At 56.4% G+C, this 14,597-nt stretch carries 11 protein-coding genes; 5 read left to right on the top strand and 6 right to left on the bottom strand.

Translation table 11 applies throughout. The features are described 5' to 3' along the window. Positions 1-136 precede the first annotated feature (136 nt). The 5 genes from DT594_RS04465 to leuC form a co-directional block, all read right to left on the bottom strand. Positions 137-1,156: an aspartate-semialdehyde dehydrogenase gene (locus tag DT594_RS04465; RefSeq protein WP_149331542.1), complete on the bottom strand. Its 1,020-nt coding sequence runs from the start codon at positions 1,154-1,156 to the stop codon at positions 137-139. A gap of 91 nt (positions 1,157-1,247) precedes the next feature. Continuing rightward, positions 1,248-2,360 (bottom strand): aspartate-semialdehyde dehydrogenase, encoded by a 1,113-nt coding sequence (asd, locus tag DT594_RS04460; protein ID WP_149331541.1) that lies wholly within the window; start codon positions 2,358-2,360, stop codon positions 1,248-1,250. 75 nt (positions 2,361-2,435) lie between these two features. After that, positions 2,436-3,518, bottom strand: coding sequence for a 3-isopropylmalate dehydrogenase (gene leuB / locus DT594_RS04455; RefSeq protein WP_149331540.1), 1,083 nt, complete (start codon positions 3,516-3,518; stop codon positions 2,436-2,438). Between the two features lie 37 nt (positions 3,519-3,555). Then, positions 3,556-4,209, bottom strand: a complete 654-nt coding sequence (leuD, locus tag DT594_RS04450; RefSeq protein WP_149331539.1) for a 3-isopropylmalate dehydratase small subunit — start codon at positions 4,207-4,209, stop codon at positions 3,556-3,558. Continuing rightward, a complete protein-coding gene (gene leuC / locus DT594_RS04445; RefSeq protein ID WP_149331538.1) occupies positions 4,206-5,639 on the bottom strand; it encodes a 3-isopropylmalate dehydratase large subunit in 1,434 nt (477 codons plus the stop codon). Before leuC ends, leuD begins: the two co-directional genes overlap by 4 nt. A gap of 170 nt (positions 5,640-5,809) precedes the next feature. Here leuC and DT594_RS04440 point away from each other — a divergent pair, with 170 nt between their 5' ends. The 4 genes from DT594_RS04440 (at position 5,810) to DT594_RS04425 (ending at position 12,704) form a co-directional block, all read left to right on the top strand. Further along, entirely contained in the window at positions 5,810-6,682 is an 873-nt protein-coding gene (locus DT594_RS04440; protein WP_149331537.1) for a LysR family transcriptional regulator, read from the top strand. Between the two features lie 102 nt (positions 6,683-6,784). Next, a complete protein-coding gene (locus DT594_RS04435; RefSeq protein WP_246164546.1) occupies positions 6,785-10,042 on the top strand; it encodes a PAS domain S-box protein in 3,258 nt (1,085 codons plus the stop codon). 79 nt (positions 10,043-10,121) lie between these two features. Continuing rightward, entirely contained in the window at positions 10,122-12,074 is a 1,953-nt protein-coding gene (locus tag DT594_RS04430) for a DUF389 domain-containing protein (RefSeq protein WP_149331536.1), read from the top strand. Positions 12,075-12,167: 93 nt separating this feature from the next. Continuing rightward, positions 12,168-12,704 (top strand): glycine zipper 2TM domain-containing protein, encoded by a 537-nt coding sequence (locus DT594_RS04425; RefSeq protein ID WP_096345836.1) that lies wholly within the window; start codon positions 12,168-12,170, stop codon positions 12,702-12,704. Between the two features lie 90 nt (positions 12,705-12,794). On the opposite strand, the gene DT594_RS04420 is transcribed toward DT594_RS04425, so the two are convergent. Then, positions 12,795-13,676, bottom strand: coding sequence for a LysR substrate-binding domain-containing protein (locus DT594_RS04420; protein WP_149331535.1), 882 nt, complete (start codon positions 13,674-13,676; stop codon positions 12,795-12,797). Between the two features lie 125 nt (positions 13,677-13,801). Between DT594_RS04420 and DT594_RS04415 the strand changes: the two genes are divergently transcribed. After that, positions 13,802-14,575 (top strand): ferredoxin--NADP reductase, encoded by a 774-nt coding sequence (locus tag DT594_RS04415; protein ID WP_149331534.1) that lies wholly within the window; start codon positions 13,802-13,804, stop codon positions 14,573-14,575. Positions 14,576-14,597 lie beyond the last annotated feature (22 nt).

Raw genomic sequence — 14,597 nt, 5'->3', positions numbered from 1 at the left:
CAGATCCCGTTGCTCACGTACCGACCCTCTCTACAACTCCCCTTCCGGTCCGCAGCAACCTGGCACACCTATTAGGCCTGAGTGGTCAAAAACCCAAACCTAATCTGCTTAATACGAAATCCACAGCAAGTATTGATTACAAATAGTCTTTTATCAACAGGTCGAGGGTCTGAAGACTGTTAAGTACAACACCTTTTCGCAGATTATCTGACACAATCCACATATTCAGTCCAGCGGGATCGAGCAGATCCTGACGTAACCGACCAATCCATACCGAATCACTTCCTGTCGCCTCCGAAACCGGCGTCGGGTAGCCACCTGGCGCTGGCTTATCCAGCAATTTCACTCCCGGAGCCTTGCGAATCAGTCCCGCCAGTCGTTTGACGTCAACTAATTCAGTCGTTTTAGCATGAACCACCGCCGCATTGCCATAAAATACCGGCACGAGTACGCATGTCACGCTGATAGGCATATGCGGGGCCTCGAAAATACGCCGTAAATCGTCCGCCAGCCGGACCTCATCGCGGGTGTAACCCAACTCATCCACATCCCCGGTACGCGGGATCAAATTGAATGCGGCCTGTTTTTCCAGCGCCCCCGTTTCCGGCGGTTGCCCGTTAAGCAGACGACCGGTCTGCAGAGCCAAACCTTCTACCGCGTCCAGGTCCCGAGTAGACATGGACTGATAGGTAGCGATGGACAAGGCCTCAACTCCAGACCCGGCGACTGCGCGCAGGGCCAACACGGTTTGCACCACCTGGCTATCCGGGCAAGCCACAATACCGGGCCAGCTGCGCCCTTCCAGCACATGGGGGTTGGCGCCTGCAACCATTAACGGCACGCTGGTATCCGCGCGGAAATGCCCGCTGCCATCGATCACACTACACCCCGCCTCCACCGCTCGCGGCGCCCAGGCCGCGGTAACAGATTCGGCGCAAAAGAACACCGCGACACGGACGCTGCTGAAGTCGAAGCGCTCCAGCGGCTCAACCCGCAGACTCTGGCCTTTGTACATCAGCCGCCCGCCAGCCGAGGCCTCCTCGTCAACCAAATAGAGTCTTCCGATAGGGAACTCGTGATCCTCCAGCACATTGATCAGCACGTCACCGATCATGCCGGTTACACCCACTATCGCTACGTCACAGGTCTTGCTCATACGTATTCCTCAACTGAAAAAACCTTGCTCAAAAACAAAGGGGCACCCAGGCGAATGCCAGGGTGCCCCTGAAAAAAGACCGGCCGGCAGATTAGCTCTCCTGCAGAATCCGCAGCATGCGGCGCAGCGGTTCAGCCGCACCCCACAGGAGCTGGTCACCGACAGTGAACGCGGACAGGTACTGCGAGCCCATGTTCAGCTTGCGCAGACGCCCGACCGGGACCGACAAGGTGCCGGTCACAGCTGTCGGCGTCAGATCACGCAATGTATCTTCTTTAGTATTGGGTACCACTTTTGACCAGGAATTGTGCTCGGCGAGCATGGATTCAATATCCGCCAGCGGCACGTCCTTGTTCAACTTGATGGTCAGCGCCTGGCTGTGGCAACGCATGGCGCCGATACGCACACAAATACCGTCGACCGGGATCGGACGGCCACTGCGGCCGATGATCTTGTTGGTCTCCGCCTGGGCTTTCCATTCTTCGCGGCTCTGACCGTTGGGCAACTGCTTGTCGATCCAGGGTATCAGGCTGCCTGCCAATGGCACGCCAAAGTGCTCGGCCGGAAAGTCGTCAGAGCGCAGGGTTTGCGCTACCTGGCGATCGATCTCAAGAATCGCACTGGCCGGATCGGCCAGCTTATCCGCCACCGAGCCATGAATAGTGCCCATCTGCCCGATCAGTTCGCGCATGTTCTGCGCACCGGCACCACTGGCCGCCTGATAAGTCATGGCGCTCATCCACTCCACCAGACCGTGCTCGAACAGACCGCCAAGGCCCATCAGCATCAGGCTTACAGTGCAGTTGCCGCCAACGTAGGTCTTGACCCCGTCACGCAGCGCCTGATCGATATTCTTGCGATTCACCGGATCCAGAATGATGACCGCTTCGTCTTCCATACGCAGCGTGGAGGCCGCATCAATCCAGTAACCATTCCAACCTTCGGCACGTAGCTTCGGGTAGACCGCCTGGGTGTAATCGCCACCCTGGCAGGTAATGATCACGTCCAGCGGCTTCAGCGATTCGAGATCGAAGGCATCTTTAAGCGGTGGAGTATCCTTGCCGATATCCGGACCTGCTCCGCCAACATTCGATGTCGTGAAGAACACCGGCTCGATATCGGCAAAATCGTTTTCTTCGCGCATGCGCTGCATCAACACGGAACCAACCATGCCGCGCCAGCCAACCAGACCTACTTGTTTCATAACTACAACCCCCGTGGGGTGAATTCAAAGACTATTACGCCCGGACCAGCCGGGCGCAACGCAAAGCCGTACAGTTTACAGGTTTTTAAGAGCTGCGGCCACGGCGTCGCCCATCTGCGCTGTGCCGACCAACTGACAACCCTCGGACATGATATCGCCAGTGCGCAGCTTTTGATCGAGCACCAGACTCACCGCCTGCTCGATTGCATCGGCTGCCTCGACCTGATTGAAGCTGTAACGCAGCATCATCGAGACCGACAGGATGGTCGCCAGCGGATTGGCAATGCCTTTGCCGGCAATGTCAGGTGCGCTGCCATGGCAGGGCTCGTACATGCCCTTGTTATTGGCATCCAGTGACGCCGACGGCAGCATGCCGATCGAGCCGGTGAGCATTGACGCCTGATCAGACAGGATGTCCCCGAACAGATTGTCAGTGACGACCACATCAAACTGCTTCGGCGCCCGCACCAGCTGCATGGCGGCGTTGTCGACATACATGTGCGACAGTTCTACATCCGGGTAGTCCTTGCCTACCTCCTCCACCACTTCACGCCACAGTTGGCTGGAGGCCAGGACGTTCGCCTTGTCTACTGAGCAGAGCTTCTTGCCACGCACCCGCGCCGAGTCGAAACCGACCTTGGCAATGCGCCGTACTTCAGACTCGCTGTAAGGCAGGGTATCGAAGGCGAAGCGCTCGCCGGATTCCAGCACCTTGCGCTCACGCGGCTGACCAAAATAGATGCCGCCGGTGAGTTCGCGAACGATAAGGATATCCAGCCCGGAGACCACTTCAGGCTTCAAGGTGGAGGCCTCGGCCAATTGCGGGTAGAGAATCGCCGGGCGCAAGTTGCCAAACAGCTCCAGCTGCGAGCGAATCTTCAGCAGACCGCGCTCAGGGCGCAGCGCCGGATCGATGGCGTCCCACTTGGGGCCACCGACTGCGCCGAGCAGAATGGCATCAGCCTGCCGAGCACGCTCCAGGGTTTCATCCGCCAGCGGACTGCCATAACGGTCATAGGCCGCACCGCCCAGATCGTCATAGCTGAGCTCCGCGCCGAGGTCGAACTTGTCGTTGGCCAACTCCAGCACCTTGACCGCTTCGGCCATGATCTCGGGGCCAATACCGTCGCCGGGCAGAACCAGAATCTTCATGCTCATTATGTCTTCCTTCAAATCAGAACCGTTGCTGGCGATTTCAGATGCCCTTGATAGCGTCGAACAGCCAGGGATTATTTTGCTTGTGACCGACCTCAAAGGCGCGGATCGCGTCCGCGTCTTCCAGCGTCAGGCCTATATCGTCCAGGCCGTTGAGCAGGCAGTGCTTGCGAAACGCGTCTACCTCGAAGCTGTACTGCTTGCCGTCAGGACGAGTGACCGTCTGCGCCTGCAAATCGACGGTCAGCTCGTAGCCCGGCACCTGTTCCGCTTGTATAAACAGCTCATCGATATCTTCTTCAGTTAAAACAATGGGTAATAACCCATTCTTAAAGCTGTTGTTATAAAAAATATCGGCATAGCTGGGAGCCAGAATTGCTCGGAAACCATATTCTTCCAACGCCCAGGGTGCGTGCTCACGGCTGGAACCACAGCCAAAATTCTTGCGCGCGAGCAGCACGCTGGCGCCCTGGTAGCGCGGCTGATTGAGGACAAAATCCGGGTTCAATGGACGATGCGAGGCATCCTGATCCGGCAAACCCTCATCCAGATAGCGCCACTCATCGAACAGATTCTTGCCGAAACCACTGCGGCGAATCGACTTGAGAAACTGCTTTGGAATGATTTGATCGGTATCCACATTGGCACGATCCAAAGGCGCGACCAGGCCGGTATGCTGAGTAAAAGGCTTCATGCGCTGACCTCCTGGTTGAGCATGTCACGAACATCAACGAAATGACCGGCGATAGCAGCAGCCGCAGCCATGGCCGGGCTGACCAGGTGCGTACGCCCGCCGTTACCCTGACGTCCTTCGAAGTTGCGGTTGGATGTAGAGGCGCAATGCTCGCCAGACTCAAGGCGGTCCGGGTTCATCGCCAGGCACATGGAACAACCCGGATCACGCCATTCGAAACCGGCTGCGGTAAAGATCTGGTCCAGACCTTCCAGCTCAGCCTGCTCTTTTACCAACCCGGACCCCGGCACGACCATCGCCTGCTTGATGCCGGGCGATACCTGGCGGCCCTTGGCGACGGCGGCGGCGGCACGCAAATCCTCAATGCGTGAATTGGTGCAGGAGCCGATAAACACCCGATCAAGCTTGATCGAGGTGATCGGCTGATTGGCCTCCAGGCCCATATACTTTAGCGCGCGCTCGTAACCGTTGCGCTTGACCGCATCCAGTTCCTGGGTCGGATCCGGCACCAGTGCGTCTACGGCGACCACCATTTCCGGCGAGGTACCCCAGGACACCTGCGGCTTGATGCTTGCCGCATCCAAATGGACCACGGTATCGAACACGGCCCCCTCGTCGGAGACCAGATCTTTCCAGGCGGCTACGGCCTGGTCCCAGTCCGCACCCTTGGGTGCATAAGGACGGCCTTCCACATAGGCAATGGTCTTGTCGTCGCAAGCGACCATGCCCACGCGCGCGCCTGCTTCAATGGCCATGTTGCAGATGGTCATGCGCCCTTCCATCGACAGATCACGGATCGCCGACCCGGCGAACTCAATCGCATGACCATTGCCACCGGCGGTGCCGATCTGACCAATCACCGCGAGGACTATGTCCTTGGCAGTCACACCAAAGCCCAACTCTCCGTCGACCTGGACCAGCATGTTCTTCATCTTCTTGGCTACCAGACACTGGGTAGCCAACACATGTTCGACCTCAGAGGTACCGATGCCGTGCGCCAGCGCAGCAAAGGCTCCATGCGTAGCGGTGTGCGAATCACCACAAACCACGGTCATGCCCGGCAAGGTAGCGCCCTGCTCCGGGCCGACCACGTGCACGATGCCTTGGCGGCGGTCGGTCATCTTGAATTCAAGAATGCCGAAATCCGTGCAGTTATCGTCCAGAGTGGTGACCTGCAGTTTGGATACCAGATCGCTGATACCGGAAACGCCGGCCGCCCGATTGGTGGTCGGTACGTTGTGATCCGGAGTGGCCAGATTGGCGTCGATACGCCAGGGCTTGCGACCGGCCAGGCGCAGGCCTTCGAAAGCCTGCGGCGAGGTCACTTCGTGCAACAGGTGACGGTCTATATAAAGCAGTGCAGATCCATCATCGCGCTGCTTGACGATATGATTGTCCCAAAGCTTGTCGTAAAGGGTCTTGGCGGACATGCTGTACTCCTGAACCAGGCTGGTGCTGCCAGGCGAGCATTGATCGCTCGTTCGGTGGCGTGCTTATTTCAAATAGATCACGTTGAATCACGCAACAAGCTTAAAAGCTGGCAACGGATAACACAAATTCATATTATTCATGTATTGGATAACTATATGGAATCTCAATCATGGACACTGCCAACCTGTCAGCCTTTCTCGCGGTAGCCGAGCATGCCTCGTTTTCCCGCGCGGCGGAGCAGCTGCATCTCACTCAACCGGCGATCAGCAAAAGGATTGCCACTCTTGAGCAGCAGCTGGAGGCGCGACTATTCGACCGTATAGGCCGTCATATCAGCATGACGGAGGCAGGCCGGGCGTTAAAACCGCGCGCCGAACAGATCATCACCGCCCTGAAAGACACCAGGCGCGCGCTTGGCAACCTGTCCAGCCAGGTCCAGGGGCGCCTGAGCATGGCTACCAGTCATCACATTGGCCTTCATCGCCTCCCTCCGGTCCTGCGTAACTACACTGCGGCTTATCCAGACGTGGCGCTGGATATAGAGTTCCTCGATTCGGAGGTGGCCTATGACAAAGTCCTGCACGGTGAGATTGAACTGGCGGTGATCACCCTGGCGCCGATCCTGGAAGCACCGATCATGGCCAAAGCTGTCTGGGATGATCCGCTTGACTTTGTAGTGGCTCCGGAGCATCCGCTGGCCAGCCTGCCACAGGTCGATCTTGCGCAACTGGCCGCTTACCCGGCGGTGTTCCCAGGGGTCAATACCTTTACTCACAAGGTGGTCAGCCAGCTATTTCAGCAGCGCGGGGTGATTCCGCAAATAAGCATGAGCACCAACTATCTGGAAACCATTAAGATGATGGTGTCGATCGGCCTGGCCTGGAGCGTATTGCCACGTACCATGCTGGATACACAGGTCAAAGCCTTGCAGGTCCCCGACGTGACGCTACAGCGTCAGCTCGGCGTGATCTGGCACAGCGGTAGAACCCTGTCGAATGCGGGCCAGGCGCTGGTGCGCCAGCTTGATTGCAAACAAATGTAATGGGGCCTTGTTTGCAACCTTTTCTAAGTCTATTTTCAATCTAGCTAGAGAGAGAATTGTCTTGCCTGTTCGTCGGAAGCAAACCCAGTCAGGGATGGATTAATGCCGCAGTTACCCAGCGCTAACAAGCATAAAGCGGGCAGCGATCAGGATGTCGCGTTCAAACGGCTGTTCCACCGCATGCCTATTGCCAGCATGCTGGCAGAGGCCGCCACCAGCCGTGTGGTAGACGTCAACCCGGCGTTTCAGGAGCTGTTCGGCTGGCTTCCGGAAAACATTATTGATCAGCTTTCGTCTGAATTCCCGCTTTGGGCGAGCAAGAAGCAGCGCCTGCAGTTGCTCGATCGCTTTGCCAGTGAAGGTCGGATTGTCGAGTTCGAAGCTGTATTACGCTGCCGCAATGGGGAGATGAAAACCTGTCTGGTTTCGATGGAAGCCATTGTCGTGCATGGCATCGAATGCCGCCTATCGATGGCCCATGATATTACCGCACGCATTCGTACCGAGCGTGAGCTGAAAATTTCCCAGGAAAAATATCTCAAGGCGTTCAATGCCAGCCATGAAGCCATCGTGGTGCTGGATATGCAGACTGAGCTGTTGCTTGAGGCCAATCAAAGCTTCGAACTCTTGACGGGTCTCAAGCCGACCGATGCGCTTGGGCATACGCTGTGTGAGCTGGACGTGATGGACCGCGCTACCTACGAACTGATGCATGAGTTGCTGCGCCAGGAAGGCCGTATCCGGAATCGCGAGGTGCACATTCACCATCAGAATGGTACTCGCCTCGACGTCACCCTGTATGCCGAGCCGGTGATGGTCAATGGCAGTGAATGCCTGGTGATTACCGCGCACGATATCACCGAGCAGAAGCAGCACGACAACGCCCTGCGCGAAAGTCAGGAGCGCTTGAACATGGCGCTGGAAGCAGCGCAGATGGGCATATGGGATTGGAGCCCACATACTGACCTGCTTCACTGTTCGGCGCGCGCCGCTGCACTGCACGGTCACGCCGAAGAAGCATGGGATGGCCCATTGCAGCTGTTCATGAAGGACATTCCCGGCAAACACCGCCGTGAGCTGCGTCGCAGCTTCATCGCCATCCGCCGAGGCACGCAGTCGCGTTATCGGCTGACTTACAGCCTAGTTCCGGAAAACGGCAGCCTGCGCTGGGTGGAAGTGACCGCCACGCTTCATCGCCACACCGATGGCAGCATTCAGCGCATGGTCGGCACCTTGAAAGACATTACCGATCGACGCCGCAGTGAGCAGGCCTTGCAGCGCAGTGAAGCCAAGTTCTCGGCATTATTTCAGGGCTCGCCCGATCCTTACATCCTGGTCAATGCGACCACGCAACTGGTCATCGAGATCAACCAGAGTTTCAGCCGAGTATTTGGTTATCGCACTGAAGATATCATTGGCAAAACCGCTCTTGAGGTGGGGTTCTGGCGCGATGCACAGCAGCGTGCGCAAGTGCTGAAAAGAATCGATCCAGCGGCCGGCCTCAACAGTATGGAAATCGACTTCGTGACCCGCGACGGCCTGTACCTGACCTGCGAAGTCTCGAGCAGTTTCATCACCATCAACCGTCAGTTGTGCATGCTTTCCACCTTCAAGGACATTACCGCCCGCAAGGAAGCGGAAGCAGCACTGCGCGCGTCCGAGGATAAATTTTCCCGGGCTTTCAGAGCCAGCCCTGACTCCATCAGTATCAGCGAAAAGGCCACTGGCAAGCACCTGGACGTCAACGAAGGTTTCACCCGCTTAACCGGTTTTACCGCCACTGATGCCATCGGCAGAACCGCACGGGACATGAACATCTGGGCAGACTATTCCGAACGCGCGGTGCTGATTGACGAGCTGGAAAGGTACGGGCGCGTACGGCAGCGAGAAATGCGCGTGAATGGCAAGTTTGGCCAGGAGCTTCTGGTGTCGGTTTCGATAGAACCGATGATTATCAACGGCACCGAATGCATGTTGTTGACCGCTCGCGATATTACCGAGCAGAAACTGATTGAAGCGCGAGTCAAACATCTGGCTTATCACGACGCCCTCACTGACCTGCCCAACCGCATGCTGCTGAGTGACCGCGTGACGCAGAACCTGGCGGCTTGCGAGCGATTACTGCAAAGCAGCGCAATCCTGTTTTTTGATCTTGACCACTTCAAACACATCAACGACTCCCTGGGGCACTCCTGCGGTGATGCGGTATTACAGGAGGTCAGCCGTCGCCTGTTGGCGCAGGTGCGCAAGGTCGACACGGTCGCACGCCTGGGCGGCGACGAGTTTGTAGTACTGCTTTGCGGTATGGAAGGTCCCTCCGAGGCCATTCACCTGCAAGTGCAACATACCGCTGAGAAGCTGCTTGCCGCGCTGTCGGCACCGATGCTGATCGAAGGCCATAGCCTGCAATTGGGTTGCAGCATAGGCATCACTCTGCTGCCGGAACACGGAACCAACCCGGACGATTTGCTCAAACGCGCGGATATCGCTCTTTACAAAGTCAAAGAAAATGGCAGAAACGGCATCGCCTTTTTCGAACAGGCGATGCAGATTGCCGCCAGCGAGCGACTTTCCGTGGAAACCGAGTTACGCGTCGCGGTGAGCAAATGTGAATTCGTGCTCTTCTATCAACCGCAATTCGACGCTCTGGAACAACGCATTGTCGGCGCTGAAGCGCTGATTCGCTGGATGCATCCAACAAAAGGTCTTACCGGCCCAATGGGTTTCATCCATGTACTGGAAGAAAGCGGCATGATTCTCGAGGTTGGTACCTGGGTGCTGGGCCGAGCCTGCCAATTCATCGCCGAACTGTTGCGCCAGGGCCATATCAACCCTGAGGAGTTCAGCCTCAGCGTGAATATCAGCCCCCGACAATTTCGCCAACCCGATTTTGTTGACCAGGTGCGCCACGCTATAGAGAGCCGCGGCGTGCCTGCACGATGCCTGAAACTGGAAATTACCGAAAACATCGTTATTCAGAATATCAGCGATACCATCGCCAAGATGCAGGAACTGCGTGACATGGGCGTAAGGTTTGCGCTGGACGATTTCGGCACCGGCTATTCGTCACTTAGCTACCTCAAGCGTTTACCCCTCGATCTGTTGAAGATCGATCAGTCGTTTATTCGCGACTGTACCCGCGACGCCAATGATGCGGAGATCGTACGCGCGATTATTGCGATGGCGCGTAACCTCCGGCTAGAACTCATTGCCGAAGGTGTGGAAACCCAGGAACAGCTGGATTTCCTCCAAACTCAGTCCTGCCACGCGTTCCAAGGCTATTTATATAGCCCGCCAGTGGCAGAGGGAGATTTCGTCCGCATTTTGAAACGCGACTCTCACGCCCTGCCGCTACCCTGACCCGCTGCCTCTGCGCGCCAGGCTGCCAAAACCAGCAAAAATAAAGCAGAATGCCGGCTCATCTTGTAAGGATTTGCCGGTGACCCTGCACAAAAAAGCGCTGTTAGTCTGCTCCCATGCCCATCAGAACAAGCTCGAGGATATCCGTGTCTTTGCCGTGGCAGAAGACATAGAGCTGTTTGAATTCACTACCGAAGATTTTTTCAAAACGCCCGGAAGCTGTCTGACGATGGCGGATCACGTGGTCATCGTGGTCGATGAAGAAAACATCACAGAACACGTCAACCTGGCAAAAACACTTAATTTTTCCCTGGGAATACTGCCTGCGGCGAGCAAAAGCCGGCTGCACAAATGGTTCGGCATTCCGAGCAAAGCGCCCGACGCCCTTAAGCTGGCCTTTCGCGTCGACGCGACTGCCATGGACATCGCCCGCTGTAATGACGAAGTGGTTCTCGGCATGGTCATGCTGGGTGAAACACCCTTCATTGATCAGCGTAGTAAAACCTATCTGAACCGACAGGCATCGCGCTGGCAGCACCTGCTCTACTGGCTTGCGCTGATATGGAGCAGCCTGAAGAACCTGCGGGCTATCAAGCCTTTTCCGGTCACTTTGACCACCGGCAAGGATGTGACGCTGAAAACAGCCATCACCGGCATGGTGGTAATCGAAAATGATATCAATGCGGCGGCGGCACGACTGATCAACGCGAGTCTCTCGGCACAGGACGGCAAGGTATCAAGCATCCTGATCGCGCCAAAATCCATCAGCGAGTATCTGGGTTTCCTGGTTGCCGGGGTGGTCAGCGGAGAAAGCCGGGTAAACCGGCTGCCCAAGGCTGTCAGCTATATCAAAAGTCAGTACCTGAAGATCGAATCGAGCAAACCGCTTGCCTACTATGTGGATGGGCGCCGGCGCGAGGCGGCTACCATTGAGCTGCGTCTGTACCCACAGGCAGTGCGGATCAATACCGGTGACATCGCTCAGGCTAATCCGGCGCCAGGCAACCATAGCAAAGACACCATGAAGATCGACAACCTGCCGACCAATCAGGCGCGGTTGAGCATGATCCAGAGCCACCTGCCGCTTTTTACCCGAGCTCTGGAAGACGATTTCAAGGATCTCTTCCTGCTCTTGCGCGATAACGCCCAACTGCATACCCACTACGTCGCGCTGATGGTGCTCAGCGTGGTGGTAGCCAGCTTCGGCTTGTTTCTCTCCAGTGCCGCGGTGATCATTGGCGCCATGGTGCTGGCGCCGTTGATGGCGCCGATCATTTCTCTGGCGATGGGGTTGCTGCGCGGCAACAGCAACCTGCTGCAGCGCTCTCTCACCACTATTGGCGCAGGTGTTCTGTTGGCGCTAGGGACTGCGGCCATTCTCGGCCTGTTGATTCCGATTAATAAAATCACTCCGGAAATGGCTGGTCGCCTACACCCCAACCTTCTCGATCTGGGCGTCGCGATTGCGTCAGGTATTGCCGGCGGTTATGCCCACGCCCGCGAAAGCGTGATGAAAAGTCTGCCCGGCGTGGCCATTGCCGTGGCTCTGGTACCACCCTTGTCGGTGGCGGGCATCGGTATCGGCTGGTGGCAGTGGGACGTTTTCAGCGGTGCCATGCTGCTGTTTCTGACTAACCTGGTGGGGATTGCCCTCAGTGCGGCTCTGACTTTTCTGGTACTTGGCTATGCACCGCTACTGCAGGCGCGCAGAGGTTTGGCGGTCTCCGCTTTGCTGTTGGCCACCGTAGCAATACCCCTGACGATTGCTTTCAAGGACATCAACGATAGATGGCAGATCGAAAATGACCTGACCCGTGAAGCCTTTGTCATTCATGGCAAGAGTATGAGCCTACTGGTGCCGCAGGTGAGTCGCTCAGGCGATGAGGTGATTATCCGCGGCGATCTGGTCGCGGAGCAGCCCATTCTGTTGGCCGATCTACGCGTATTGCGACAAAAGCTAGAGGATCAGTGGCGGCGTCCGGTGACACTTGAGCTTACCACGCGCTTGAGAATGCGACCTGCGTCACATTAGTTACAGACTAAAGTGTGAACCTATGTCACAGTGTCTTGTCAGAACAGTGCGTACTAAAAAAATGCACACATTTCATCGCACTGGAGTTTCATCATGAACAAGTCAATGCTGTCGGGCATCATTATCGGTGCTGTAGTAGCCACCGCCGGCGGTGCGATTGCCGGCTATACCGCGCTTTCGGACAAAGAGCCTACCTACGCCCAAGTGGTTAATGTGGAAGAAATCACGCAAACCGAGAAAACTCCCAGAGAGGTTTGCCAAGAGGTGGCCGTCAACCGGCAGAAGCCTGTTCAGGATCAACATCAAGTGCTCGGCTCGGTCGCTGGTGCCGTTGTAGGTGGCCTGCTTGGTAACCAGGTAGGTGGTGGCAGCGGCAAGAAAATTGCTACCGTCGCAGGCGCTGCAGCTGGCGGTTACGCTGGGAATAAAACCCAGGAAAGAATGCAGCAGAACAGCACTTACACCACAACTGAAACCCGTTGCGAGACTGTTTACGACAGCAATGACCGGGTAGTTGCCTATCAGGTGGATTACACCATCGGCGAGGAAGAAGGCAGCGTTCGCATGGATCACAAACCAGGCAACCGCATTCCGCTGGAAGAAGGCCAATTGGTTCTTTCCAAGCAGTAATACGCAGCTCCCATCAAGCCTGACGTTTAATCACAAGCATGTGATGACGTCAGGCTTTTTTGTGCACGCGATTTATCCTAGAGGTGTTCTTCAAACGGACGCGCGGCATAACTCCAGCCAGCTTTGCAATCCTGCCGTTCGGAATTTGCTGCGATGCAATGCAAAGTAGAAACCCCGCCGGAAATCCCGCTGCGGTACTGATAACGGCACCAGACTGCCCCTGCGGAAGGCTTCCACCAGGGTAATTGCCGACAGGCAGCCTACGCCCAACCCGGCCTCTACTGCGCGCTTGATCGCCTCGGTATGCTGAAGCTCGAGTTTGATCTGCAATTGCGGCAGCAAGCCGTGCATGGCCCACTCAAAATGTTGGCGCGTACCCGACCCAGGTTCACGAATAATCCATTGCGCCGCCAGCAGGTCTTCATCATTCAGCCAAGGTTTGCCCGCCCAGGGGTGATCGGGGGCACAAAAGACCACCAACTCATCGTCCCGCCACGGCAGCATCTCCAGATCAGCATGCTGCGTCTCCCCTTCTATAAGGCCGATATCCAACTCGAAATTAAGCAGCTTCTGAACAATGGTGGACGTGTTGGCCACCTGCAGCTGCACTTTTGCGCCCGGTTGTTCGAGCATGTATTGGGCCATGATCTCCACTGCGAGATAATTACCGATACTCAGGGTCGCCCCGACTTTCAGATGGCCCGGCTCCTCATGCCGAGCCATTGCCTGCTCGAGGCTGCGCGCCTGATCCAGCAACGCCTCAACCCGAGGCCGAATGTTCTGGCCCAACTCGTTAAGCTGCAGACGTTTGCCAATACGGTCGAACAACTGCACAGAGAACTGCTGCTCAAGATCTCGCAGCGCGCTACTGGCGGCCGACTGAGACATGGCCAGGCTCTCGGCCGCCCGCGTAAGATTTTCATGCGCCGCGGTGGCGAGAAAGACTTCAAGCTGCCTGAAACTGTATTTCATTATCGGTTTTTCCGTTTACATATAGCCAAACTATTTGTTTTACCGATAGGTTAGCCAGCCCTTACACTGCACGCAAGTTAAAGATATCCAGGCTTTATATCTCAAGTCTTACAGGGGGAATTTAAATGGCGGGCTTCAATTCCGAAACGGTACTCAGCGTGCACCACTGGACTGATAATCTGTTCAGCTTCCGAACAACGCGGGATCCGGGTTTTCGTTTCAAAAACGGTCATTTCATCATGATTGGGCTGGAAGTTGAAGGCCGTCCGCTGATGCGCGCCTACAGTATTGCCAGTCCCAACTATGAAGACACCCTGGAGTTCTTCAGCATCAAGGTGCCGGACGGCCCGCTGACATCTCGCCTGCAGAATATTGCCGAAGGCGACCAGATCGTCATCAGCCGTAAACCCACAGGTACGCTGGTACTGGATCACCTGTTACCAGGACGCAACCTTTACCTGCTCAGCACCGGCACTGGGTTAGCACCCTTTATCAGCATCATTCAGGATCCCGAAACCTACGAGCAGTATGACAAGGTCATCCTCACCCACGGTTGCCGACACGTGCGCGAGCTGGCTTATCAGGATCTGATCACCGATGAACTGCCTAACCATGAATACTTTGGTGAAGAGATCAGGGAAAAACTGATTTATTACCCCACTGTGACACGGGAGCCGTTTCGCAATCAGGGCCGCCTGACGGACCTGATGACCGGCGGAAAGCTGTTCGACGATATCGGGTTGCCCGCCTTTGATCTGGAGCAGGACAGATTCATGCTGTGCGGTAGCCCAAGCATGCTCAAGGATTTCTGCGCCATTCTCGATGAGCGCGGCTTCAAGGAAGCCCGTCATGGCGACCAGGGGCACTATGTAATCGAGCGGGCATTCGTCGAAAAATAGAGCAACTGCACTCTACACCGCC

This window comes from Halopseudomonas laoshanensis (assembly GCF_008365385.1).
Classification (GTDB): domain Bacteria; phylum Pseudomonadota; class Gammaproteobacteria; order Pseudomonadales; family Pseudomonadaceae; genus Halopseudomonas; species Halopseudomonas laoshanensis.
The sequence above is the reverse complement of the archived record's forward strand: the minus strand, read 5'-3'. Positions and strand labels throughout refer to the sequence as shown.